This is a genomic window from Streptomyces sp. NPDC001714, assembly GCF_042892755.1.
Lineage (GTDB): Bacteria > Actinomycetota > Actinomycetes > Streptomycetales > Streptomycetaceae > Streptomyces.
Genome location: NZ_JBIAUL010000015.1, coordinates 58625 through 81329, shown reverse-complemented (window position 1 = coordinate 81329; position 22705 = coordinate 58625). Strand labels below are relative to the sequence as shown.

At 70.8% G+C, this 22705-nt stretch carries 24 protein-coding genes, 1 pseudogene and 1 riboswitch; of the genes and pseudogenes, 13 read left to right on the top strand and 12 right to left on the bottom strand.

Translation table 11 applies throughout. The annotated features are described in order from the left end of the window. Positions 1-40 precede the first annotated feature (40 nt). Positions 41-970, top strand: a complete 930-nt coding sequence (gene murQ / locus ACFY0P_RS33970) for an N-acetylmuramic acid 6-phosphate etherase (RefSeq protein WP_388921911.1) — start codon at positions 41-43, stop codon at positions 968-970. A gap of 16 nt (positions 971-986) precedes the next feature. Continuing rightward, complete coding sequence (locus ACFY0P_RS33965) at positions 987-2603, top strand: PTS transporter subunit EIIC (protein WP_388921908.1); 1617 nt, start codon at positions 987-989, stop codon at positions 2601-2603. On the opposite strand, the gene ACFY0P_RS33960 is transcribed toward ACFY0P_RS33965, so the two are convergent. The 4 genes from ACFY0P_RS33960 to ACFY0P_RS33945 form a co-directional block, all read right to left on the bottom strand. Beyond that, on the bottom strand, positions 2545-4074 hold the full coding sequence (locus ACFY0P_RS33960) for a subtype B tannase (protein ID WP_388921905.1): 1530 nt from the start codon (positions 4072-4074) through the stop codon (positions 2545-2547). The two genes, ACFY0P_RS33965 and ACFY0P_RS33960, sit on opposite strands and share 59 nt — an antisense overlap. A gap of 172 nt (positions 4075-4246) precedes the next feature. Beyond that, positions 4247-5140: an acyl-CoA thioester hydrolase/BAAT C-terminal domain-containing protein gene (locus tag ACFY0P_RS33955; RefSeq protein ID WP_388921902.1), complete on the bottom strand. Its 894-nt coding sequence runs from the start codon at positions 5138-5140 to the stop codon at positions 4247-4249. Beyond that, positions 5137-5574 (bottom strand): GNAT family N-acetyltransferase, encoded by a 438-nt coding sequence (locus ACFY0P_RS33950; protein ID WP_388921900.1) that lies wholly within the window; start codon positions 5572-5574, stop codon positions 5137-5139. The genes ACFY0P_RS33955 and ACFY0P_RS33950 overlap by 4 nt, the downstream gene beginning before the upstream one ends. A 37-nt stretch (positions 5575-5611) precedes the next feature. After that, complete coding sequence (locus ACFY0P_RS33945; protein WP_388921896.1) at positions 5612-5836, bottom strand: hypothetical protein; 225 nt, start codon at positions 5834-5836, stop codon at positions 5612-5614. Positions 5837-5847: 11 nt separating this feature from the next. Between ACFY0P_RS33945 and ACFY0P_RS33940 the strand changes: the two are divergent. From ACFY0P_RS33940 to ACFY0P_RS33910, 7 genes and pseudogenes are all read left to right on the top strand, one after another. Beyond that, positions 5848-6273, top strand: a pseudogene (locus ACFY0P_RS33940) (DUF5753 domain-containing protein); the annotation flags it as partial. Beyond that, positions 6257-6451 (top strand): DUF397 domain-containing protein, encoded by a 195-nt coding sequence (locus ACFY0P_RS33935; RefSeq protein WP_388921893.1) that lies wholly within the window; start codon positions 6257-6259, stop codon positions 6449-6451. The pseudogene ACFY0P_RS33940 and the gene ACFY0P_RS33935, both read left to right, overlap by 17 nt. Positions 6452-6475: 24 nt before the next feature. After that, entirely contained in the window at positions 6476-6838 is a 363-nt protein-coding gene (locus ACFY0P_RS33930) for a nuclear transport factor 2 family protein (RefSeq protein ID WP_388921891.1), read from the top strand. Positions 6839-6886: 48 nt separating this feature from the next. Next, positions 6887-7114, top strand: coding sequence for a hypothetical protein (locus tag ACFY0P_RS33925; RefSeq protein WP_388921888.1), 228 nt, complete (start codon positions 6887-6889; stop codon positions 7112-7114). Positions 7115-7157: 43 nt separating this feature from the next. After that, positions 7158-7733: a hypothetical protein gene (locus ACFY0P_RS33920; protein WP_388921885.1), complete on the top strand. Its 576-nt coding sequence runs from the start codon at positions 7158-7160 to the stop codon at positions 7731-7733. A 180-nt stretch (positions 7734-7913) separates the two neighbouring features. Then, on the top strand, positions 7914-8813 hold the full coding sequence (locus tag ACFY0P_RS33915) for a GNAT family N-acetyltransferase (RefSeq protein ID WP_388921882.1): 900 nt from the start codon (positions 7914-7916) through the stop codon (positions 8811-8813). Between the two features lie 119 nt (positions 8814-8932). After that, the gene (locus ACFY0P_RS33910) at positions 8933-9727 is read left to right on the top strand and encodes an SDR family NAD(P)-dependent oxidoreductase (protein ID WP_388921879.1); all 795 of its coding nucleotides are present in this window, start codon (positions 8933-8935) and stop codon (positions 9725-9727) included. Between the two features lie 22 nt (positions 9728-9749). On the opposite strand, the gene ACFY0P_RS33905 is transcribed toward ACFY0P_RS33910, so the two are convergent. The 3 genes from ACFY0P_RS33905 to ACFY0P_RS33895 all read right to left on the bottom strand — a co-directional run bounded on the left by ACFY0P_RS33905 (position 9750) and on the right by ACFY0P_RS33895 (position 12962). Then, positions 9750-11303, bottom strand: coding sequence for a carboxylesterase/lipase family protein (locus ACFY0P_RS33905; protein ID WP_388921876.1), 1554 nt, complete (start codon positions 11301-11303; stop codon positions 9750-9752). Positions 11304-11448: 145 nt separating this feature from the next. Then, positions 11449-12321 (bottom strand): metallophosphoesterase, encoded by an 873-nt coding sequence (locus ACFY0P_RS33900; protein WP_388921873.1) that lies wholly within the window; start codon positions 12319-12321, stop codon positions 11449-11451. Between the two features lie 47 nt (positions 12322-12368). After that, positions 12369-12962, bottom strand: coding sequence for a GNAT family N-acetyltransferase (locus ACFY0P_RS33895; RefSeq protein WP_388921871.1), 594 nt, complete (start codon positions 12960-12962; stop codon positions 12369-12371). 347 nt (positions 12963-13309) lie between these two features. On the opposite strand from ACFY0P_RS33895, the gene ACFY0P_RS33890 reads away from it, so the two are divergent. Then, a complete protein-coding gene (locus tag ACFY0P_RS33890; protein WP_388921868.1) occupies positions 13310-13774 on the top strand; it encodes a hypothetical protein in 465 nt (154 codons plus the stop codon). Further along, positions 13765-14169 carry a hypothetical protein gene (locus ACFY0P_RS33885; protein WP_388921865.1) on the top strand — a complete coding sequence of 135 codons (405 nt, stop codon included), beginning with the start codon at positions 13765-13767 and terminating at the stop codon, positions 14167-14169. Before ACFY0P_RS33890 ends, ACFY0P_RS33885 begins: the two co-directional genes overlap by 10 nt. A gap of 22 nt (positions 14170-14191) precedes the next feature. Here the strand turns inward: ACFY0P_RS33885 and ACFY0P_RS33880 are convergent, their stop codons facing one another. From ACFY0P_RS33880 to thrC, 5 genes are all read right to left on the bottom strand, one after another. Continuing rightward, on the bottom strand, positions 14192-15319 hold the full coding sequence (locus ACFY0P_RS33880) for an NADH:flavin oxidoreductase (RefSeq protein ID WP_388921862.1): 1128 nt from the start codon (positions 15317-15319) through the stop codon (positions 14192-14194). A gap of 232 nt (positions 15320-15551) precedes the next feature. Beyond that, positions 15552-17174: a chaperonin GroEL gene (gene groL, locus ACFY0P_RS33875; RefSeq protein WP_388921859.1), complete on the bottom strand. Its 1623-nt coding sequence runs from the start codon at positions 17172-17174 to the stop codon at positions 15552-15554. A 369-nt stretch (positions 17175-17543) separates the two neighbouring features. Next, a complete protein-coding gene (locus ACFY0P_RS33870; RefSeq protein WP_019057200.1) occupies positions 17544-17750 on the bottom strand; it encodes a cold-shock protein in 207 nt (68 codons plus the stop codon). A gap of 468 nt (positions 17751-18218) precedes the next feature. Further along, entirely contained in the window at positions 18219-18494 is a 276-nt protein-coding gene (locus ACFY0P_RS33865; protein WP_294001193.1) for a ubiquitin-like small modifier protein 1, read from the bottom strand. A 43-nt stretch (positions 18495-18537) separates the two neighbouring features. Next, positions 18538-19821 (bottom strand): threonine synthase, encoded by a 1284-nt coding sequence (gene thrC / locus ACFY0P_RS33860; protein ID WP_388921856.1) that lies wholly within the window; start codon positions 19819-19821, stop codon positions 18538-18540. 18 nt (positions 19822-19839) lie between these two features. Further along, a riboswitch (SAM riboswitch) is annotated at positions 19840-20002 on the bottom strand. Between the two features lie 157 nt (positions 20003-20159). Between thrC and ACFY0P_RS33855 the strand changes: the two genes are divergently transcribed. Both ACFY0P_RS33855 and ACFY0P_RS33850 read left to right on the top strand, forming a co-directional pair. Further along, a complete protein-coding gene (locus tag ACFY0P_RS33855) occupies positions 20160-21104 on the top strand; it encodes a glucosyl-3-phosphoglycerate synthase (RefSeq protein WP_388921853.1) in 945 nt (314 codons plus the stop codon). Positions 21105-21235: 131 nt separating this feature from the next. Continuing rightward, complete coding sequence (locus tag ACFY0P_RS33850; protein ID WP_388921850.1) at positions 21236-22687, top strand: trehalose-6-phosphate synthase; 1452 nt, start codon at positions 21236-21238, stop codon at positions 22685-22687. Positions 22688-22705: the final 18 nt, after the last annotated feature.

Here is a 22705-nt window from a genome sequence, read left to right as displayed (position 1 = left end):
AGTTGATGCACTCGTCCGCGTTGAAAAGAGCCGTATCCGAATGACCACCGAACACCGCTCCCTTCGCAGCGAGCTGGAAACGCTCACCACCGAGGCCTTCCGGCCCGAGCTCGCCGAGATCGACACCCTCCCCACCCTCGACATCGCGCGGCTCATGAACGGCGAGGACGCCGGGGTGGCCGGCGCTGTCGCGAAGCGTCTTCCGCAGATCTCGGCCGCCATCGACGCCATCGCCACCCGGATGGCCCAGGGCGGCCGGCTGGTCTACGCCGGGGCCGGTACCGCCGGGCGGCTCGGGATTCTGGACGCCTCCGAGTGCCCGCCCACCTTCAACACGCGGCCCGGTCAGGTCGTCGGGGTCATCGCGGGCGGGCCGGAGGCCATGGTCACGTCGGTGGAAGGGGCCGAGGACTCCGCGCAGCTGGCCCGGATGGACCTGGACGCGCTGGACATCGGCGCCGCCGACACCGTCGTCGGCGTCTCGGCCTCCGGCCGCACCCCGTACGCCGTCGGCGCCGTCGAGCACGCCCGCGCCCTGGGCGCCCTGACCGTCGGCCTCTCCTGCAACGCGGGCAGCGCGCTCGCGGCCGCCGCCGAGCACGGGATCGAGGTCGTCGTCGGCCCCGAGCTGCTCACCGGGTCCACCCGCCTCAAGGCCGGCACCGCCCAGAAGCTCGTCCTCAACATGCTGTCGACGATCACGATGATCCGGCTCGGCAAGACCTACGGGAACCTGATGGTCGACGTCCGGGCCTCGAACGAGAAGCTGCGGGCCCGTTCCCGGCGGATCGTCGCCCTCGCCACGGGCGCCTCGGACGACGAGATCGAGGCGGCCCTCACCGCCACCGACGGCGAGGTGAAGGCCGCCGTCCTGGTGATCCTGGCCGGCGTCGACGGGCCCACCGCCGCCCGCCTTCTGGAGGAGTCCGGCGGTCGTCTGCGCGCGGCGCTCGCCACGACGGGCGGCTGACCCGCACGCTCGGGGGGTGCAGAGATCGTCGTACGACACCGCCGCCGCGCTGCTGCCCCTGGTCGGCGGCCCCGCGAACGTCACCTCCGTCGCCCACTGCATGACCCGGCTGCGGCTGGGCATCGCCGACCGGGAAAGGGCCGACGCGGAGGCGGTACGGGCGGTGCCCGGGGTGCTGGGTGTGGTGGCCGACGGAGACACCCTCCAGGTGGTGATCGGCCCGGGTGCGGTGGTGGCGGTGACCGCCGAGTTCGAAAGGCTGCTCGGCGCCGCCGCGACGGCCGATCGCGCACCGGGCGCCGACCGGCCGGGCGCCTTCGAGTCGTGCGCCCCCCTGCCGGACGGCCCGGCTCCGGACGGCCCCGCCACGGGCGGCCTCCGGCCTGGCGGCGCGTCACTGCGACGCGCCCCGAAGGGACGCGGGGAACTGCACGAGCAACCACGACGCACCCGCACCCGAGAACGTCGGCCCGATCACGACGCCGCGGACCTCGCCGCCCGCGGCGCCGAACTGAAAGCGGCCCGTGCCCGGCGCAACGCGACCCCCCTCAAGACCGCCCTGCGCCGTATCGCCGACGTCTTCGTGCCGCTCATCCCGGCCCTGATCGGCTGCGGGGTACTGGCCGGCCTCAACGGGCTGCTCGTGAACGCCGGCCGGCTGTCCTGGCTGACCCCCGCCCTCGCCGCCATCGCCTCCGGCTTCATGGCCCTGATCAGCGTCTTCGTCGGGTACAACACGGCGAAGGTGTTCGGCGGGACACCCGTCCTCGGGGGTGCGGTCGCGGCGATCGTCGTCTATCCCGGCGTCGCGAAGGTGACGGCCTTCGGGGTGACGCTCGCGCCCGGCCAGGGCGGGGTCCTCGGGGCCCTGGCGGCGGCGCTGCTCGCGACGTACGTCGAACGGTGGTGCCGGGGCCGCGTCCCGGACGCCCTCGACGTCCTCCTCACCCCCACCGTCACCGTCCTCGTCGCGGGCCTCGCCACGCTCTATGGCCTCATGTACGCCGCCGGTCTCGTCTCCGCCGCCATCGGCACGGCGGCCAACTGGCTGCTCGCCACCACCGGCCCGCTCGCGGGCCTGGTCCTCGGCGGCCTCTTCCTCCCCCTCGTCATGCTGGGCCTGCACCAGGCCCTGATCCCCATCCACACCACCCTCATCCAGCAGCAGGGCTACACCGTCCTGCTCCCCCTGCTGGCGATGGCCGGCGCGGGCCAGGTGGGCGCGGCGATCGCCGTCTACGTCCGTCTCCGCCACGACACCCAGCTCCGTACGACGATCAGGTCGGCGCTCCCGGCGGGCCTGCTGGGCGTCGGCGAGCCCCTCATCTACGGCGTCTCGCTCCCGCTCGGCCGCCCGTTCCTCACCGCCTGCGCGGGCGGGGCGGCGGGCGGCGCCTTCGTCGGGTTCTTCGCGGTGCTGGGCGACCGCGTGGGCGCCACCGCCATCGGCCCGTCGGGCTGGGCCCTGTTCCCCCTTCTCACGGGGAACAGGGGCCCGGCCCCGGCGGCGGCGATCTACGCGGGCGGCCTGCTGACCGGTTACGCGGTCGGCTTCCTGGCCACGTACGTCGGGTTCAACGTCGCCGGTGGCCCGCGCCCGGACGACCCGTCACCTCGGCGATCCAGTCGATGAAGTCACCGGGGTCGTCGTCGGCGCCGTGCCCGGCGTCCCAGTAGTACTTGATGTCGACGTCGTCGCCGAGGTTCTTCAGCTTGGCGGCGAAGTTGGCGGCGACGGTGAGCGAGGTGTCGCTGTCCTTGGTGCCGAGGCGGATCCACCAGTGCCGGGTGCGGTTGGCCTGCTGCGCCACGTGGTACATGGCGTTCATCTGGTCGCGCTTCTTCGGGATGTCGGCGTCGAGCCGTGCGCTGTCGCCCTCCGCGTGCCGCAGGCTGTAGAGGGTGAAGTGGCGGGTGGCGGTGGTGTCGGTGCCGAACTCGTTGCACTCCGGGGTCGACAGGTCGAAGGCGTCGAAGGCGGGTGCGTTCTTCCTGCGGGGGCCGACGTGGGTGAGGAAGTCCGCCCAGGAGAAGGTGGCGTTCGTGCCGTCCCAGGTGATGAAGGTGTTGGCGGCGAGGTAGGTGGCGCGGTCGGTGTCGGACAGCGCGGCCAGGTAGCGGGTGGCGGACGGCTCCAGGTGGGTCTTCACCAGGTACTCGTCGAGGTTGCGGTCGGTGAGCCGCCCGAAGCCCGGGGCCGTCAGCCGCAGGGCGGCGAGGTAGTCGGTGAACTGCGCCTTCAGATCGGCGGAGACGGTGGCGTCGACACTCGAACCGTCGGCGAGCGGGTTGCCGCCCCAGCACCACTCGTACGCCATGTCGGAGTGTTCGAGGTCGGTGATCGGGCACCAGTCGCCGCTCGCGAACACCGCGTCACTCGCGTCGGCCGCACCCAGCGCGGCCAGTTCCTCCGCGTACAGGGGGCTGTCGCCGGAGGAGCCGAGCAGAGCGGAGAGCGCACCGCCCGCGCTCGTCCCGGCCGAGACGATCCGGTCGACGTCGCCCGGTATCAGCCCCCGGTTGGACTTCACGTACCGCACAGCCGCCTTGAGGTCGACGATGGCGGCGGGCGCACATCCATAGTAGAAGCCGTTCGCGTCGACGAGGGTACGGCCCCGGGCTCCCGGCTCGACGACGACATACCCGGCGAGCAGCGCCAGCATCGTACGGTTCGGTCCACTGTTCCCACCGCCGGGCCCACCCGGGCCACCGGGCCCCCCGGCACCCCCGCCGCCCCCGATCCCGGTCGCGCTCGCCACCGACGAAGGCATGTACCCGCCCACGTTGTTGGCGAGCAGCACCGGCGCGTGGGTCGCGTCCACGGCGACCCCGTCGACCGAGACCGGAACACTGACGTTGAGCCCCTGGTACGTGACGTCCACCGGGTTCGCCACATAACTGCTGACCTTGTAGAAGTGGTAGGTCACATCGTGGGCGGCGCCCGCGGTGTCGGTGATGCTGGTGGTCAGCTCGGTGTAGGCGGCGGGGTCGAAGACCAGGGCCGAGTCCGTGGCCGACGACGTGCCCGCCGCCGCCCGGGTGGCGGCCTGCGCGCCCGTCGCGAACCCGACCGCCGGAACCGCGGCGGCTGCGGTGAGCCCCATGACTACAGTTCTGCGCTTCACTCGCTTCACTTCCGTCTCTTCTGTGGGCGGCTCGTGCGGGCATGAGTGCAACAGCGGTCACTGAAGAGTTGCTGTGAAGTCGATGAGTTGTCGCCAGGATTGTTGACACCACCTGGTCAGCGGACAGCCCACCCACAGAAGTTGGCCGGTTTCAGCGCTCGTCGGCAGCGGCTCCTCCGCCGCCGAGCGCGTCGAGGATGTGCGGCCACGCTGCCCTGCCGAGGAGCGCGTCCGCTTCAGGAGTGCCTCCGTACCTGAAGCGCGGGGACGCCGGCGCGGGGCTCTCACCAGGAAGGCGTGGCCGGTGACCGGCATCGTCGCGGGCGATCAGACACACGGCTGCCCCGGCCGACCGTCGGCGATGTGCCAGCTGCTCGGCGAAGGGAAGCGATGGCCACATCGCGTCATCGCCGCCCGCCACCAGCAGGACATCGGCTCTGGCTGTGTCCACGGGGATGTCCGCCGGCGGGAGCGACTGAGCGAAGGTCCGCTCGCTCAGTTCGTACCATCCCCGAAGGGCGACCGGACCGCTGTCCGGCTCCTCGGGCACCCAGGAATCGTCCATCGGGACAAACGGCAGCGGCCGGTCCCGCCAGGTCCAGGACGAGCGATACGGGTGGTGCGCACCGTCGCGGCCCGGGCCGACATTGCACCAGACGCGCGAGGTCGGCGACAGCGCGACGGCCACGTCCACACGCGTGTCACGCACAGCCGTGAGCAGAGCCGCCTCAGCCCCCTTGGAGACGCCGAGAATGCCGATGCGTCGCGCTCCGCCCAGCCGGAGGAGGTCGACGGCGGTGGTGAAGGTCTCCAGGGGAACTTCGCAGATCCCCGGCGGCTGCCCGGGCCCACCGAACCAGCGGATCGCCAGGGCTGCGAACCCCTGCCGAGCGAGGATGCGCGCCCGCTCACGCTCGACGCGCCCGCTGGATCCCGCCAGGACCAGAACGCCGACCTCGCTCCCGTGCGCCGGAGCGATCAGAACCCCCTCCCACGGATGGGTCAGCTCGCGCTCAGTGACATCCGTCGATACGGCTCCGCTCACCGCTGCAGGACAAAGCGGTAGACCCGGGAATCCCTGACCTCGAAACCGAGGCGCTCGTACAGCCGGTTCGCCGCCGGTCTGGACGGACGCGAGGTGAGGTCCACGGTTCGAGCGCCCGCCGCCTCCGCCAGCCGCAGCGCCTCCTCGGTCAGGGCACCCCCGACACCGTGCCCCCGCGCGGCCTCGTCCACCACCACGTCCTCGATGCGGGCCCGCAGACCGGAAGCCAGGGGAAACATGACCAATGTCAGCATCCCGACCACTTCGCCGTCGACCCGCGCCATGAGCACCGTGTTCGCATCGCTGCCGAGCAGAGTCCGCACGGCCCCGCGATCCACGGGACCGGCCGTACTCGAAAGCTGCGGCAGCAAGCGCGCCAATGCCTCGACCGACTCGTCGTCCGCTTCCCGGAGGACCGCCACCTCAACACTCATGACCGCGACCCTACAGAGCGGGCTTCCTCCCCAGGCATCAACAGGGCAGCCGCCGCACCCCGTTGATCCACCGCACCTGCGCCCGCAGCACCTCCTCCGGCGGCGCCGGCTCCAGCGACTCCGGCGGACAGTCCCACTCCTCGCCGCCGACGACCGGCCGCACCTGCACGACACCGCCGGCATGGCCCCTGACCTCGCCGATCCGCCCGTCCCGCACGTCCGTCACGTACGTCCCGAGCGGCGGCCGTTCCCCCCGCACCACCGAGGCGAGCGGAGTGGACAGAGGGCCGGATGGATCGGACTCGTCTGCTGGACCACCCAACAAAGCCGTTGTTGTGGGCGGTGCTTGACGAGGCAGCGTTGCGCCGGGAGATCGGTGGGGCGGCAGTGATGGCAGAGGCTCTACGCCATGTCGTCGGATTGGCTCGCCGGAGCCGGATCATCGTGCAGGTAGTGCCGTTCAGCGCAGGCGGGCACCCGGCAATGCAGGGTGCCCTGAAGTTGATGGATTTCGCAGACGCCCCTCCGCTTGTCTACTTCGAAGGAGTGCGCAGCTCGCGGTTGGAGGACGACCCCGCCATCGTCACCCGACTGAGGTTCGTGTTTGATCTGCTCGTGGCTTCCGCACTCTCGCAGGAGAAGTCCCTGGCTCTGATCGAGGCGTTGGCGCAGGATTACGCCCATGAGGACCATCCCTGACCACGAACTGAGCTGGCGCAAGTCGACGTACAGCGGACCCGGCGGTGACGACTGCCTCGAAGTAGCCCCGGGCCACCCCACCCTCACGCCCGTACGCGACTCGAAAAATCCCCTCGGCCCGAAACTCGTGTTCCGGTCGGCGGCCTGGTCGGCCTTCGTGGAGAGTGTCAGGAAGTGACCGCAACGACCCGGAGGACCGCCCATGACCAGAACCGTCGCCGACCTGATGCGCCGTAACCTGCTGGACGTCTTCAACGAACCGGACACCGAGCGGCGCAACGCGGCCATCGCCGAGACGTACGCCGAGGACGTCGTGTGGCACGAGCCCGACCGCGTGAACCGTGGCCGCAAGGCCTTCGCCGAGCGCGCCACAGAGCTGCTCGCGGAGACCCCGGGCTGGGTCTTCCGGCCCGACGGCCCCGTCTCCGCCCTCGACGACCTCGGTTTCCTGTACGGCCCGGCCGGCGAACCGCCCGTCGTGACCGGCATGGACATCGCCCACTGCAAGGACGGCGTCATCGTCGAGCTCTACACCCTCATCACCGAAGCCCCCCGGCCGTCCTGAACCGGCCCCGAGGCTCAAGCGCTCGGCCCCGAGTCCTCTTTTCACGGAATGGGTGGAGGGCCTCAACCCGCCCTCCCAACTCTCGCCCCACTGCTCACGGAGTGGTTCGCCCGGGGCGCCACCGACGAATACGTACTCCAGGCCCTCGCCTACAGCGAGCCCGAGGACAGCCGCTCCCAACAGACCGCCTCCTATCCCTGGGGAACCCCCGTCGAGCTCCCCGAACCCCTCGGTTTCACCCTGGACACCGAGAAGCTCAAGGACTACGCCGACTGATCTCACCGAAGGGTTGTCAGCGCCGTATGCCACGCTGGTCCCCATGAACCACTCCCAGCTCACCGCCCTGGGCCGGGCCCTTCGTCTGCTCGGGGAGCACGGGGAGGCCCTGACCGCGAGTACACCCGACGCCAAGTTGCACGAGGTCAAGGACGACCTGCGGCGCGCCCTCGACCTGCTGGAGGAGACCGTCAGCGCGGCCGCGCCCACGACCCGGTGCGCCGAGCACCCGCAGGGGCCCGTGGACGAGAGCGCCCCCGACCTGTGTCTGCTGTGCGAGACGCGGCGGCGGGCCGCGCGGCGGTCGGAGTACGCGGGTGGGCCTCGGCCCGTGCCCGAGGAAGCCGCCGGACCCTCCATGTCCCGCTACGGCGTGCGCGCCGACCGGCCGCAGCCGCAGCAGCGCTGGCTGCCCGAGGCGTGGAACGGCCGGGAGTGGGAGCTGTGCGGCACCCCCCGGCGCGACCGGCGCGAGGCCGAGCTGTACCTCGCCGCCCAACGGCGCGGATCCCGGCCGGCCATGGCCTATCGGCTGGTCCACGAGTTCACCGACTACGAGGTGCTCCGGGTGTGGGGCACGCCGGTGCACGTGGACATCGAGCCGCTGGGCAACCTCTGAGCGGGTCCTGCGGCAGCGCCCCAAAGGGGCGCTGTGGGTATCCCGGCCGAAGGCTGGGGGGAGGAACTGCGCGACCAGCCACCACGGCGCCGCAGTCGCCGGACGGCCTATCGCGGCACTTCCAGCGGAGCGCTCAGCGGCCGATGGCGCCACCCATTGTTCTCTGACTAAAGTCAGGGAATGAATGTGGCACAGATCGAGCAGGTACGGCGGTTCAACCGGACCGTCACCGAACGCGTGGGCGTGCTCCACGACCGCTACCTGGGCCGTGACCGGCCGATCGGCGAAGCCCGGCTGCTCTGGGAGATCGGCGAGCAGGGCGACGACGTGCGCCGGCTGCGTGAGCGTCTCGGGCTCGATTCCGGGTACGTCAGCCGGCTGCTGCGTTCCCTGGAGGCGGATGGCCTGGTGGCGGTGGAGCCGCACCCGCAGGACAGGCGGGTGCGTACCGTGCGGCTGACCGGGAAGGGCCGGGCGGAGCGCGCCCTGCTCGACGACCGCAGCGACGAACTGGCCGGCTCCCTGCTCCAGCCGCTCAACGCCGCACAGCGCGCCCGGCTGGTCGCGGCCATGGCCGAGGTCGACCGGCTGCTGACCGCCGGGACGGTCACCCTGGACGTCGTCGACCCCGACCATCCCGACGCCCGGCGCTGCCTGCTGGCGTACTTCGCCGAGTTGCAGGAGCGCTTCGACACCGGTTTCGATCCCGCGCGCAGCCTGCTGCCGGACGCGGGTGAACTCCGGCCGCCGCGCGGCCTGTTCCTGGTCGCCCGGCTGCACGGCGAAGCCGTCGGCTGTGCGGGGGTGAAGCTGCCGCCCGGGGCTCCGGCGGAGATCAAGCGCATGTGGGTCGCCCCCCGGGCCCGCAGACTCGGCCTCGCCCGCCGGTTCCTGACCGAACTGGAGGCGCGGGCCGCCGGGCACGGCTACGACACCCTGCGCCTCGACACCAACAAGACGCTCAGCTCCGCGATCAACCTCTACCACTCCTACGGCTTCCAGGAGGTACCGGCGTTCAACGACGAGCCGTACGCCCACCACTGGTTCGAGAAGCGGATCACCGCACCGCCGCCGGCGTGACACGGGGCGGCGCCCGGTGCCGGTGCCGCCATCCAGGCGCTGAACGCCTGAACCCTTTGTGTCGGGGCGCCCACCCGGGTACCTGAGCTCAGACACGCACGCGGAAGGGGTTCGGCGGGATGAAGATCGATCTGACGGGACGCACGGCACTGGTCACCGGCTCCACGCAGGGCATCGGCGCGGCGATCGCCGTCGGCCTGGCCCGTGCCGGGGCCCGGGTGGGGGTCAACGGCCGGGACGCGAAGCGCGTCGAGGAGAGCGTGGCCCGGCTGGCGGAGGAGGCCCCCGGCGCGGATCTCGTTCCGGTCGCGGCGGACGTGACCGGCGAAGAGGGCGCCCGCCGAGCGGCGGAGGCCCTGCCGCAGGTGGACATCCTCGTCAACAACCTGGGTATCTTCGGTGCCGAGGATCCCCTGCGGATCACGGACGAGGAGTGGCGGCGCTACTTCGAGGTGAACGTCCTGGCCGCGGTACGGCTGACCCGCCTCTTCCTGCCGGGCATGATCGAACGCGGCTGGGGGCGCGTCCAGTACATCGCCAGCGACTCGGCGGTCGTCATCCCCGCGGAGATGATCCACTACGGGATGTCGAAGACCGCGCTGCTCGCGGTGGGCCGCGGCTTCGCCAAGCAGGCCGCCGGCACCGGCGTCACGGTGAACTCCGTGATCGCCGGTCCCACCCACACCGGAGGCGTCGAGGACTTCGTCTACGAACTCGTCGACCGCGACCTGCCCTGGGACGAGGCCCAGCGCGTCTTCATGCGCGAGCACCGTCCGCAGTCGCTGCTCCAGCGCCTGATCGAACCGGAGGAGATCGCCCACATGGTGGTCTACCTCAGCTCCGACCAGGCCTCGGCCACCACCGGGGGCGCCCTGCGGGTGGACGGCGGCTACGTCGACTCCATCCTGCCGTGACCGGCCCGGCCCCGCGGCTCGGTCAGCCCAGCAGTGGTGAGGGAGCGAAGTCGTACCCCTCCCACAGCTGCCTGCTCGTCTCCTCCGGGTAGGCCGTCACCGACGGTGCCGTGTCCAGGACCTGGGTGGTGCGGGCCTCGGTGTCATAGGCGGGCCAGCCCGGGTCGCCGGTCGCGGCGAAGGACGTCCACGCGGTGCGGAAGCGGGCGGAGAGGGCCTTCGCCTCGGGGGTGACGCCGGTGCCCGCCCAGAGGAGGTTGGCGAGGTCCGCCTCGAACGTGCCGAACAGGAGCGGGATGTCCAGGCCGTGGCAGGCGCCCAGCAGTCCGTCGTTGCCCGGGGCGCCCCAGGTCAGTTCGTAGAGGTGGGCCCGGCCGCCGCCCGCGGTCTGTGCCTCCGCCAGGCGCAGGGACGGTATGGCGAACAGCCAGTCGGTCTGGACCCGTTCGTACAGGTCGCTCGGCGAGGCGTCGGGGTGGGCGGCGCGGTAGGCGTGGTCGCCCGCCGCGCCGCCCGGTGCGAACAAGCGCAGGGCGCCGGTGGCCTGCTCCTCCGTGATCTTGCCGTACATCCCGCTCATGACCAGGAACAGGCGGAACTCGTCGCGGTTGTGGCCGACCAGGAGGTCCACGTCACGCGCGGAGCCGGACGCCAGCGCCTGCCAGGGGGTGGTGCGGAGCACCTCGCCGTCGACCACCGGGGAGAAAGGGGTGACCGTCGGCGCGATCTGGCCCCAACGGTCCACGTACTGGGGCATCTTGGCGCCGAGCGCCTGCCCGGCCTCGGTCAGCCGGCGCGGGTCGGTCGTCGCCAGGTCGGCCACGGTGGGGCGCAGACCGGCCTCGGCCGCGAGAGCCCTGCCGATGTCCTCCGCCAGGTCGAGGGAGAAGAACGTGCCCGGGACGCTCTGGGCGATCGCCCGCCGGAACAGCCCGCGCGCCCTCTCCATCGCCAGCAGGGAGGCGACCGACCCGGCCCCCGCCGACTCGCCGAAGACCGTGACCCGGTCGGGATCGCCGCCGAACGCCGTGATGTTCTCCCGCACCCACTCCAGCGCCGCCACCTGGTCCAGCAGGCCCCGGTTGGCGGGCGCCCCCTCGATCTGGGCGAAACCCTCCATGCCGACGCGGTAGTTGAGGGAGACCACGACCACGTCGCCGTCGCGGGCGAGGTGCTGGGCGTCGTATCCGGGGCTGCCGGAGTGGCCCAGCTTGTAGGCGCCGCCGTAGATCCACACCATCACCGGGCGGCGGGCGGCCGGGTCCGGGGCGGGCGTCCACACGTTCACCGTCAGCCAGTCGTCGCCCTCGGGGGCCTCCAGGACACCCGTGCGCCCCTGGATGCCCAGGTCCTGCGGGGGCGGCGGGCCGAAGGCGTACGCCTCACGCGTCCCGTCCCACGGACGCGCCGGGCGCGGCGCGGCGAACCTGGCCGCTCCCACCGGCGGTTCGGCGAACGGTATCCCCCGGAAGACCGCCAGGCCGCCCTCCCGCAGGCCGCGCACGGCGCCGGCGGTGGTGCGCACGACGGGGCCCTCGGTGACGGCCGTCGGCCCGGCGGACTCGTTCGTGATCATGATCGCTCGCTTTCGACGGCTGGTTGCTGCCACTTCCGACGACTGACCGCTGCCGGTTTCACAGCCGGTCACCGATGAAACGTCCGGCGCCTCGCACGAGTGCCGAACACCCCTCACCCGTTGGAGTGAAGCCGGGCAATCCAGGTCAGCCGTGCCGGGCCATGAACGCCCTGGCCTCCGCCTCGTCGATCTCGTACACCGTCTCATGGGCCCGCGGATCCCGCGCATGGAAGGTGTGGAACATCGGGCCCGCGGACCCGCCCAGCTCCACCAGCGACGCCGACGCCCCGCGCACCGCCCGCTCGCCGCCGGGCGCCACGGTCAGGTCGATGCGGTTGACGACCCCGGGCGTCACCCAGACCGGCACCGATTCCAGCAGCCCGAAGAGCTGGATGTGGTAGTGGCCGGTGAGGATCACCCGTACGTCGCCGCCCCGGACCACGGCCGCCAGGTCGCCGGGGTCGCGCAGCCCGAAGACCTGCTGCATCGGCGACATCTCCAGGGCGACGGGCGGGTGGTGGAAGGCGAGGACCGTGCCGCGCTCGGCCGGGGTGCGCAGCACCTCACGCAGCCACTCCAGCTGGGATGCGCCGAGACGGCCGTAGACCTTGCCGGGTACGAGCGAGTCCAGGGTGACGAAGCGCCAGCCGGCGGCGGTGCTCACGGCGGCCCGCTCCTGCGAGTCGAACACCAGCTCGGCTCGATCGGTGCCGTCGGCGTCCAGATGCCCGCTGCCCAGCACCTTGGCGAAGGCCTCGCGCTCGTCGTGGTTGCCGGTGGTGCAAAGGACGGGGATGTTCCGGTCCCGCGCGTAGGCGCCGATCAGCGTGCGCAGGGTGGTGTACGCCTCCACCGCGCCGTCGTCGGCGAGGTCACCGGTGACGACGATCGCGTCGAGGCCCTGGAGACGGCGGAGTTCGTCGAGCATCAGCCGCAGCGACGCGGTGGCGTTGACACCGCGCGCGTTGGGGGCGTCGGTGCGGTCCAGGTGGGTGTCGGAGAGATGCAGGATCCTCATCTTCCGCAGGCTAGGGGGAGGTTGCGGATGCGGGAAAGAGCGGACGCTCAGCGGGCCGGGCGCCACATGCTGGTCACGGTGGCTCCGCCCGGCATGGTGATCTCGGCGCGCGGGGTGAAGCCGACGCTCTCGTACCGGCGGTTGTTGGCGGGGTTGGTGGACTCCAGACAGGCGGCCGCGCCCACGGCGTCGAGACGGGTCAGGGTGTCGGACAGGAGGGCCATGCCAAGTCCCTTGCCCCGGTGGTCGGCATGGGTGCCGAGGAGGGTCAGGTGGAAGAAGGGTTCGTCGGGGTGGGCGGCCCCGAAGCTCGCCTCGGCCGCCTCGACCGCCCGCGCCACTCCGGCTCCCGCGACCCGCTCCAGCAGCCCGGGCCGCTCCCGCTCCTCCTCCTCGGTCAGCTCGGTGCCGCCCGCGGGGATCCACACGGCCACCGCCTCCGCTCCCGGCGTCACGAACGTCCACGGGTAGCGCAGCGCCGAGGTGGCGTAGACCCGCCACAGCACGGCCGCCTGCCCGGCCCGCCGGCTCTTGTCGGGGAAGACCGGACCCCACACCGGGTCGTGGAAGAAGGCGCTGGTGAGGGTGGACACGATGGCGTCGAGATCGGCGGGGGTGGCCAGGCGGAAGTCGTCGCTCATGGGGTCGAAGGTAACGGGAGAGATCCGGACCGAGAAGTGGCGCATCCACGGGCGACGACGGTGGTGAGGGCGCTCCGCTGTCCTCACAAGCACATAACGAAGTACATGCGACAAGTGGGTCGGTCCCGCACCCCACTTGAGATGTTCTGGCTGGCCAGAACCGGTTTGCCCAACAGGCGGCGCACGGCCGTCACCTAGACTGCGCCCTCCTGGGACAGCGGTTTTCAGCCAGGCGACGAGCCGGGAGGAACGCCCTCACAGATTCCTGGCGTCCCATGTCCCCGTCAGCCGCCGACCAGAGAGCAAGCCGTGATGAAGCACGCGACAAACGCCCCGGGTGAACGCCGATGACCGGCCTGCTCAAGCAGTTGCGGGTGTCGCTCCTGGTCACGCTCGCGACGTCGGCCTTCAACATGTCGGGGGACCTCCTGGGCGGACTGGTGCACGGGGATTTCCTCGCGGTCCTGGGCGACCGGGTCTCGGGCGCGCTCATCATCTGCACCTTCGTCGCCCTCGTGCACTCCGTGATCTACAGCGCGATGTACTTCGGCCGGCCGGAGACCCGCGAGGCGCGGGGCGTCCGGGCCGGGGTGGGGGTGCTGATGGCCCTCGACGTGGTCCCGCTGTTCGCGGCGGGGCAGGTCGTGCTGGCCCTCGTCCCTCTCCTGGCCGCCGTCGGAGGCTGGAGCTGGGGGAGGTACGGCGGCCTGGACGCGGACTCCGCGCGCTGGGGCGCTCTGATCTTCGGCGTCCTGTCCTTGCCGATCCAGGGTGTGGTCGCCCTCGTCATGAGCATCGCGGGGTGGCTGTGACCGTCTCCGCGGACACCGGCGCCATGTGGGCCACCCTGCTGATGCTCGCGGGCCTGCCCGCGATCGGGTACGCGCTCTTCACCAGGCTCAGGGGCCGGGGGTCCGGCGGGGCTGCCCCCTGGCGGGTACAGGACGACCCGGTGACCTGGGTCGGAGCGGCTGCGGCGGTCACCGGCCAGGTGCTGGCCACGGTCGCGGTGGTCGGTGAGTGGGGCAGGGTGTTCGGGTTCATGTCGACGGCATACGTCGGCGGGTGTGTCGCCGGCGCCTTCGTCTATGCGTACGACACCCGGGTGCGCGCGGGCGAGCAGCGCCGACGCACCCTGCGTCCCGCGCTCCTGCTCGTGATGCCGTACGCGTTCGCCCTCGGGTTCTTCGGCCGGATCGCCGGGTGACCCGAGGGCGAGCGCGCGGAAATCAGCTCAGCGTCTGCAGCGCCGCCCCCTCGAACGGCTTCAGCTCGTCCGCGCGGCCGGCGAGGACCTTCGCCGCCCACTCGGGGTCCTGGAGCAGGGCACGGCCGACGGCGACCATGTCGTACTCCTCGCGCTCCAGGCTGTCGAGGAGGTCGTCGATGCCCTTGGTCGCGGAGCCCTGGCCGACGAAGGCCTTGAGGAACTCGCCGTCGAGGCCGACCGAGCCGACGGTGATGGTGGGCCTGCCGGTGAGCTTCTTCGTCCAGCCGGCCAGGTTGAGGTCGGAGCCGTCGAACTCGGGGACCCAGTAGCGGCGGGTGGAAGCGTGGAAGACGTCGACGCCGGCGGCGGCCAGCGGGGTGAGGATCGCCTCCAGCTCCTCCGGGGTCTCGGCGAGGCGGGCGTCGTAGTTGTCGGACTTCCACTGCGAGTACCGGAAGATGACCGGGAACTCCGGGGAGACCGACTCCCGTACGGCGGCCACGATCTCCGCGGCGAACTTCGTACGGGCGACCGGGTCGCCGCCGTAGGCGTCGGTGCGGCGGTTGGTGCCCGCCCACAGGAACTGGTCGAGCAGGTAGCCGTGGGCGCCGTGCAGCTCGACGCCGTCGAAGCCGATGCGCTCGGCGGCGGCCGCGGCCTCGGCGAACGCGCGGATGACGTCGTCCAGGTCCTGCTGGGTCATCGCCTTGCCCTCGCCCTCGGTGCCGTCCAGGCGGATGCCGGAGGGGCCGACGGCGGGGGCGTCCGCGACCGGCGCCTGCCCCTGCTTGCGGACCATGCCGATGTGCCAAAGCTGCGGGACGATCGTGCCGCCGGCCGCGTGCACGCCCTCGGCGACCTTCGCCCAGCCCGCCAGCTGCTCCTCGCCGTGGAACCGCGGGACGCGACTGCTGCCTCCGGCCGAGTCGTGGCCGACGTACGTCCCCTCGGTGACGATCAGACCGACACCGGCGGCGGCCCGGCGGGAGTAGTACGAGACCACGTCCTCACCGGGGACGCCGCCGGGGCTGAACTGGCGGGTCATCGGCGCCATCACGATCCGGTTGGGAACCGTGAGCCCGTTCAGGGCGATGGGACGGGAGAGGATCTCGGCCGCGCGGGAGGCGGGGGGCGTGGTGACGGTCACGTGGGGGGCTCCTCGTGAGTAGGTCGTATACCTAAGTCGTATACCAGTCGGTATGTGCACGCGCATCGAGTGCACGCCCGTGTACAACGAACCACCCGGTCGTACGCATTCCCGCTCCCGCACGGGTGCCGTGTGACTCCGGACACGGGTCCGGGTACGCCGAAGGGCGGCACCCCCTGTCGAACAGGGAGTGCCGCCCTCGGTACCGCGTCAGAACATCCGAGCCTCAGGCTCAGAAGTCCATGTCACCGCCCGGCATGCCGCCCGGAGCGGCCGCGGCGGCCTTCTCCGGCTTGTCGGCGATGACGGCCTCGGTGGTGAGGAACAGCGCGGCGATGGAGGCGGCGTTCTGCAGGGCAGAGCGGGTCACCTTCGCCGGGTCGATGATGCCCTCGGCGATCAGGTCGACGTACTCGCCGGTCGCGGCGTTGAGGCCGTGACCCGGGGTGAGGTTGCGGACCTTCTCCACCACGACGCCGCCTTCGAGGCCGGCGTTGACGGCGATCTGCTTCAGCGGGGCCTCGAGGGCGAGCTTCACGGCCTGCGCGCCGGTCGCCTCGTCACCGTCCAGCTCCAGCTTCTCGAACACCTGGGAGGCCTGGAGCAGGGCCACGCCACCACCGGCGACGATGCCCTCCTCGACGGCCGCCTTGGCGTTGCGCACGGCGTCCTCGATGCGGTGCTTGCGCTCCTTGAGCTCGACCTCGGTCGCGGCACCGGCCTTGATGACGGCGACGCCACCGGCGAGCTTGGCCAGGCGCTCCTGGAGCTTCTCGCGGTCGTAGTCCGAGTCGGACTGCTCGATCTCGGCGCGGATCTGGTTGACCCGGCCCTGGACCTGCTCGGTGGAGCCGGCGCCGTCGACGATGGTGGTCTCGTCCTTGGTGATGACCACCTTGCGGGCGCGGCCCAGCAGGTCGAGGGTCGTGTTCTCGAGCTTGAGACCGACCTCCTCGGAGATGACCTCGCCACCGGTGAGGATGGCGATGTCGTTCAGCATCGCCTTGCGGCGGTCGCCGAAGCCCGGGGCCTTGACGGCGACGGACTTGAAGGTGCCGCGGATCTTGTTGACGACCAGGGTCGACAGGGCCTCGCCCTCGACGTCCTCGGCGATGATCAGCAGCGGCTTGCCCGACTGCATGACCTTCTCCAGGAGCGGGAGCAGGTCCTTGACGGAGCCGATCTTCGAGTTGGCGATCAGGATGTACGGGTCGTCGAGGGACGCCTCCATACGCTCCATGTCGGTGGCGAAGTACGCCGAGATGTAGCCCTTGTCGAAGCGCATACCCTCGGTGAGCTCCAGCTCCAGACCGAAGGTCTGGGACTCCTCGACGGTGATGACGCCTTCCTTGCCGACCTTGTCCATCGCCTCGGCGATGAGCTCGCCGATCTGGGTGTCGGCGGCGGAGATGGAGGCCGTGGAGGCGATCTGCTCCTTGGTCTCGACGTCCTTCGCCTGCTCGAGCAGGGCACCGGAGACAGCCTCGACGGCCTTCTCGATACCGCGCTTCAGGGCCATCGGGTTGGCGCCGGCGGCGACGTTGCGCAGGCCTTCCTTGACCAGGGCCTGGGCGAGGACGGTCGCGGTGGTCGTACCGTCACCGGCGACGTCGTCCGTCTTCTTGGCGACTTCCTTGACCAGCTCGGCGCCGATCTTCTCGTACGGGTCCTCCAGCTCGATCTCCTTGGCGATGGACACACCATCGTTGGTGATCGTGGGGGCGCCCCACTTCTTCTCAAGGACGACGTTGCGGCCCTTGGGGCCGAGGGTGACCTTGACGGCGTCGGCGAGCTGGTTCATACCGCGCTCAAGGCCGCGCCGCGCCTCCTCGTCGAACGCGATGATCTTGGCCATGTGAAGTGGTCCCTCCAGGACTGGGGGTGAGTCTTCGGACCGCGCCCGCGCCCGCGACGGACGGCTCGCCGACCCGTGGGTTCCTTGCCCCACCCGGTCTGCGGGCCTCACCGACCCGGTCCTTCGTTGTCACTCTCACCTTCAGAGTGCTAACGCCAATGATTAGCACTCGGCCCAGGAGAGTGCAAGGCGCGCTCGCGAAGCGAGTGCTCGTTGGGGGGTGGCGGTCGGGCGACGGGCGGGCGCAAGCGGCTCTCGAGGACCGGGGCCCGGGAACATGGCTCAGGACATGCCGAAGGGCTCGTGCCCCGGGAGGCACGAGCCCTTCGAAGAAGTACAGAAGAACGTCGCTGTCAGTCGGCGCGTGCTTCAGCTGGTCGCCAGCCGGACCATGTCCGCCTGCGGCCCCTTCTGGCCCTGCGAGATCTCGAAATCGACCCGCTGACCCTCTTCCAGGGTGCGGTAGCCGTCCATCTGAATCGCGCTGTAGTGGACGAAAACATCCGCACCACCGTCGACCGCGATGAAGCCGTACCCCTTCTCCGCGTTGAACCACTTGACGGTGCCCTGAGCCATGCCTAACTCCCCTATTACTGGCCCTTGCACAGATCCACACTTCGCGGATCCGGGTCAGACCTCACCCCCCATTGGTTGGGGGCGTGCGCCGGAACGCGTCGACCGCGGCTGAATGTATCTGTCCAACTGCCGTCTGCAACAGGTCAATCGGACGAGAATTCTGGACGGACGGGGTCCGGAATGTAGCAAGAATTCGGCCGAATTCAGGGCAAGTCGGGCCCCATAAAGGCCACAAAAGCCGCATAAAACCCACGCACTTTGGCTACTTCTTGGCGGGCTCGCGGTATCGAATACGGGGCCCGCGACCTGGAGATCGGGGCCGTGTTCCCCAACTGTACCGCGCTCAACCACACAGAATTGCCCCCTCCGCTTCTCTCACGGAGGGGGCAATCAGGTGAACAGTCGGTGATCGGCGTTACCGAAGGTAATGTTCGGTCATTCGATCAGCCTGTCAAGCAGGTCCGCAGGTCAGCCGCCGGCGACGGCCGGGATGATGGAGACGCCGGCCCCGTCCGGGGTGGCGGTCTCCAGGCCCTGCTCGAACCGCACGTCGTCGTCGTTGACGTACACGTTGACGAACCGGCGCAGCTTGCCCTGGTCGTCGAGAACGCGTGCGGAGATCCCGGTGTGGTTCTTCTCCAGGTCCGAGATGACCTCGCCGAGAGTGGCCCCCTCGGCGGCGACTTCGGCCTGACCACCGGTGTAGGTGCGCAGGATGGTCGGGATGCGAACAGTGACGCTCACGTTTTTACCTCCGGTCTGGGCAACGCCCTATTTCTCAGGGGACTCAGGCGAGCCCGGCCTCGCGGAAAGACTCGAGATTCGGGCGAATGGTCGCGGTGAGCCCGGTCCCCGCGACCGCGTCCAGCGTCTTCAGTCCATCACCGGTGTTGAGTACAACGACCGACTTCGCCGGATCAATCAACCCATTCTCAATGAGCTTTTTGGTGACTCCAACCGTCACCCCGCCGGCGGTTTCCGCGAAGATTCCCTCGGTCCGCGCCAGCAGCTTGATGGCGTCGACGACCTGCTCGTCGGTGACGTCCTCCACGGCACCGCCGGTGCGCCGCGCGATGTCCAGGACGTACGGCCCGTCGGCCGGGTTGCCGATGGCGAGGGACTTGGCGATGGTGTTCGGCTTCTGCGGACGGACCACGTCGTGGCCCTCCTTGTAGGCCACCGACACCGGCGAGCACCCCTCGGCCTGGGCGCCGAAGATCTTGTACGGCTTGTCCTCGACGAGACCGAGCTTGATCAGCTCCTGCAGACCCTTGTCGATCTTCGTGAGCTGCGAGCCGGAGGCGATCGGGATGACCAGCTGGTCCGGGATCCGCCAGCCGAGCTGCTCGCAGATCTCGTACGCCAGGGTCTTGGAGCCCTCCGCGTAGTACGGCCGCAGGTTGACGTTGACGAAGCCCCAGCCCTCGCCGGCCGGGTCGCCGATCAACTCGGAGCAGAAACGGTTCACGTCGTCGTAGTTGCCCTCGATGCCGACGAGCTCGCCGCCGTAGATCGCGGCCATGACGACCTTGCCCTGCTCCAGGTCGTGCGGGATGAACACGCAGGAGCGGAAGCCGGCCCGGGCGGCGGCGGCGCCGACCGCGCCGGCCAGGTTGCCGGTGGAGGAGCAGGAGAGGGTGGTGTAGCCGAAGGCGCGGGCGGCCTCGACGGCCTGGGCGACGACCCGGTCCTTGAAGGAGTGCGTCGGGTTGCCGGAGTCGTCCTTCACGTACAGCCCGCCGGTCACCCCCAGCTCCTTCGCCAGGTTGTCGGCCTTGACGAGCTTGGTCCAGCCGGGGTTGATGTTCGGCTTGGTGGCCACGTCCGCGGGGACGGGCAGCAGCGGCGCGTAGCGCCAGATGTTCGCGGGACCCGCTTCGATCCGCTTGCGGAGCTCCTCGGTGTCGTAGGCCGAGAAGTCGTACGCGATCTCCAGCGGGCCGAAACACTCCTCGCAGGCGAACACCGGGCCGAGCGGCACCCGGTGACCGCACTCGCGGCAGCTGAGGGCAGCGGCGGGACCGAGGTCGACGGTGGAATCCGTGGTGCTTGCAACAGTCTGCACAGCCATGTGAGGCGAGGCCCTTTCTCCTCATCTTCCTCACGACGCATCTCGCCGTGAGACGGATTTGGCACCTTCCCTAGCCGGGAGCCTCGCGAGCGATCGACACTGATCGGCGATCTACGAGTAACCGACTGGAGGGTTGCCGGGGCTTCAACGGGCCGTATCCCTCTGCCCCTCTGGATGAGCGGTATGCGGTTGTCAGCGCCGGGTGGCCTCAGGACATGCGATGGTCATCGGCGTTGTTCAAGACTGTAACCGAAGGCCAGGACAGTTGAGAGAGTCGTCCGAACCGCGAGATGGATCACACCTCGTCGTGTGACCGTGACAGTGAGGAGCCGCTGACCGTGCTGGAAGAAGTCGAGCGCTGGCTGGCCACCCGCTCCTGGTCCGTAACCGATCGTCCCCTGCACCGGGTCATGGCCGCCAAACGGTCCTCCGGACAGACGGTCAGCGTCGTGCTGCCCGCGCTCAACGAGGAGGAGACCGTCGGCGACATCGTCGCGATCATCCGCCACGACCTCATGCAGCAGGTACCGCTCGTCGACGAGATCGTGGTCGTCGACTCCGGCTCCACCGACCGCACGGCGGCCGTCGCCGCGGCGGCCGGCGCCCGCGTCGTGCACCGCGACGCGATCCTGCCCCGCATCCCGGCCGCCCCCGGCAAGGGCGAGGTCCTCTGGCGCTCCCTCCTGGTCACCACCGGGGACGTCGTCTGCTTCATCGACGCCGACCTGCGGGAGTTCTCCTCCGACTTCGTCACCGGGATCGTCGGCCCGCTGCTGACCGACCCGGACGTGGACCTGGTCAAGGCGATGTACGACCGCCCGCTCGCCGGCACCGCCGGGCAGGGCGGCCGGGTCACCGAGCTGATGGCCCGTCCGCTGCTGAACATGCACTGGCCGCAGCTGGCCGGCTTCGTCCAGCCGCTCGGCGGCGAGTACGCGGCCCGGCGCAGCCTCCTCGAACAGCTCCCCTTCCCGGTCGGCTACGGCGTGGAGCTGGGCATGCTGGTCGACGCCCTGCACCTGGTGGGCCTCGACGCGCTGGCTCAGGTCGACGTCGGCGTCCGCAAGCACCGCCACCAGGACGGCCAGGCCCTCGGCCGGATGTCCGCCGCGATCTACCGCACGGCCCAGCTCCGGCTGGCCCGCGGCCACCTGATCCGCCCCTCCCTCACCCAGTTCGAACGGGGCGAGGACGGCTTCGAACCGCGCACCTACTCCGTGGACACGGAGGAACGGCCGCCGATGGCGGAGATCGCGGAGTACGCCGAGCGCCGGGTGGCGTGAGCGACGTCGCCGTAGGGCCGCGTACCGGATGGCGTGACTTCGTCGTACGGCCGTATACGGCGGCGCGTCGGGCGCGGCCGTACGTTTGAGCGTTTACGGGCCGGGCTAGGTTGTGGCGTATGGCTTCCCCCATGGCTTCCACCGGCGGTGCCGAGGTGCTGGTCGCCTCGAACCGCGGCCCGGTCTCGTACGACCTGCGCGAAGACGGTTCGCTGTACGCCAAACGGGGCGGCGGCGGACTGGTCTCGGGACTGTCGGCCATCGGGCCGGACGCGAACGCGGTGTGGGTGTGCGCGGCGCTGAGCGACGGTGACCGGGAGGCGGTGCGCCGGGCCGAGGGGGGCAGGCTGCCGGCCGGGGACACCGGGCGGCAGCAGGTCCGGATGCTCGACATCGACGCGGAGGTGTTCTCCGACGCGTACAACGGCATCGCGAACTCGGTCCTCTGGTTCGTCCACCACATGCTCTACCAGACCCCGCTGGAGCCGGTCTTCGACGCGGAGTTCCGGCGGCAGTGGGGTTCGTACCAGGCCTACAACCGTGCCTTCGCGGAAGCGCTGGCACAGGAGGCGGGGCAAGGCGCGGTGGTGGTCATCCAGGACTACCACCTGGCGCTGGCCCCGCGGCTGCTCCGCCGGCTCCGCCCCGACCTCCGCATCGGCCACTTCTCCCACACCCCGTGGGCGCCGCCGGACTACTTCCGGCTCCTCCCCGACGACATCGCGGCGGAGCTGCTGGGCGGGATCCTGGGCGCCGATCACGCCGCGTTCCTGACGCGACGGTGGGCGGACGCGTTCGTCGCCTGCTGTCACGCGGTGCTGGGCCCGGGAATCCCGGCAGCCGATCCGGCCTCCGGCCCCGGCGGCACCCGGATCGGGGTGCACGGGCTCGGGGCCGACGCGGACTTCCTGCGGAAGCGGTCGCACGAGCCGGACGTGGGCGAGCGGATGGCCGCTCTTCGGGAGGAGATCGGGGAAGGGCGGAAGACGATCGTCCGGGTCGACCGGACGGAGCTGTCGAAGAACATCGTGCGGGGGCTGCTGGCGTACCGGCAGCTGCTCGACGACCACCCCGAGTGGCGGGAACGGGTCGTGCACGTCGCGTTCGCGTATCCGTCGCGGCAGGACCTCTCCGTCTACCGCGACTACACGGCGGAGGTGCGGCGGGTGGCGGACGAGATCAACGCCGCCTACGGGACGCCCGGTTGGACACCGGTGGTACTGCACGTCAAGGACGACTTCGCGCGGTCGCTGGCGGCGTACCGGCTGGCCGACGTGGCGCTCGTCAACCCCATCCGGGACGGGATGAACCTGGTGGCGAAGGAGATCCCGGTGGTGTCGGACGAGGGGTGTGTGCTCGTGCTGTCGCGGGAGGCCGGGGCGTACGAGGAGCTGGGCGAGGACGCGGTGGTCGTGAACCCGTACGACATCGGGGGGACGGCGGAGGCGTTGGCGCTGGCGCTGGCCATGCCGGTGGAGGAGCGGGCGGAGCGCTGCAAACGGTTGGCCGAGGCGGCTACGGCGTTGCCGCCGGCGGCCTGGTTCCTTGAGCAGCTTGAGGCGTTGGCCGGGAGCCCCGGGTAGTGGTTCGGCTGCGGGCCG

Excerpts from the sequence above, each read along its gene's own strand:
- ACFY0P_RS33910 (WP_388921879.1), top strand. The coding sequence starts at position 8,933 with ATGAAGATCGATCTGACGGGACGCACGGCACTGGTCACCGGCTCCACG.
- ACFY0P_RS33935 (WP_388921893.1), top strand. The coding sequence starts at position 6,257 with ATGAGGACCATCCCTGACCACGAACTGAGCTGGCGCAAGTCGACGTAC.
- ACFY0P_RS33900 (WP_388921873.1), bottom strand. The coding sequence starts at position 12,321 with ATGAGGATCCTGCATCTCTCCGACACCCACCTGGACCGCACCGACGCC.
- ACFY0P_RS33905 (WP_388921876.1), bottom strand. The coding sequence starts at position 11,303 with ATGATCACGAACGAGTCCGCCGGGCCGACGGCCGTCACCGAGGGCCCC.
- ACFY0P_RS33915 (WP_388921882.1), top strand. The coding sequence starts at position 7,914 with ATGAATGTGGCACAGATCGAGCAGGTACGGCGGTTCAACCGGACCGTC.
- ACFY0P_RS33895 (WP_388921871.1), bottom strand. The coding sequence starts at position 12,962 with ATGAGCGACGACTTCCGCCTGGCCACCCCCGCCGATCTCGACGCCATC.
- ACFY0P_RS33850 (WP_388921850.1), top strand. The coding sequence starts at position 21,236 with ATGGCTTCCACCGGCGGTGCCGAGGTGCTGGTCGCCTCGAACCGCGGC.
- thrC (WP_388921856.1), bottom strand. The coding sequence starts at position 19,821 with ATGGCTGTGCAGACTGTTGCAAGCACCACGGATTCCACCGTCGACCTC.
- ACFY0P_RS33950 (WP_388921900.1), bottom strand. The coding sequence starts at position 5,574 with ATGAGTGTTGAGGTGGCGGTCCTCCGGGAAGCGGACGACGAGTCGGTC.
- ACFY0P_RS33870 (WP_019057200.1), bottom strand. The coding sequence starts at position 17,750 with ATGGCTCAGGGCACCGTCAAGTGGTTCAACGCGGAGAAGGGGTACGGC.
- ACFY0P_RS33920 (WP_388921885.1), top strand. The coding sequence starts at position 7,158 with ATGAACCACTCCCAGCTCACCGCCCTGGGCCGGGCCCTTCGTCTGCTC.
- murQ (WP_388921911.1), top strand. The coding sequence starts at position 41 with ATGACCACCGAACACCGCTCCCTTCGCAGCGAGCTGGAAACGCTCACC.
- groL (WP_388921859.1), bottom strand. The coding sequence starts at position 17,174 with ATGGCCAAGATCATCGCGTTCGACGAGGAGGCGCGGCGCGGCCTTGAG.
- ACFY0P_RS33960 (WP_388921905.1), bottom strand. The coding sequence starts at position 4,074 with ATGGGGCTCACCGCAGCCGCCGCGGTTCCGGCGGTCGGGTTCGCGACG.
- ACFY0P_RS33930 (WP_388921891.1), top strand. The coding sequence starts at position 6,476 with ATGACCAGAACCGTCGCCGACCTGATGCGCCGTAACCTGCTGGACGTC.
- ACFY0P_RS33890 (WP_388921868.1), top strand. The coding sequence starts at position 13,310 with ATGACCGGCCTGCTCAAGCAGTTGCGGGTGTCGCTCCTGGTCACGCTC.
- ACFY0P_RS33925 (WP_388921888.1), top strand. The coding sequence starts at position 6,887 with ATGGGTGGAGGGCCTCAACCCGCCCTCCCAACTCTCGCCCCACTGCTC.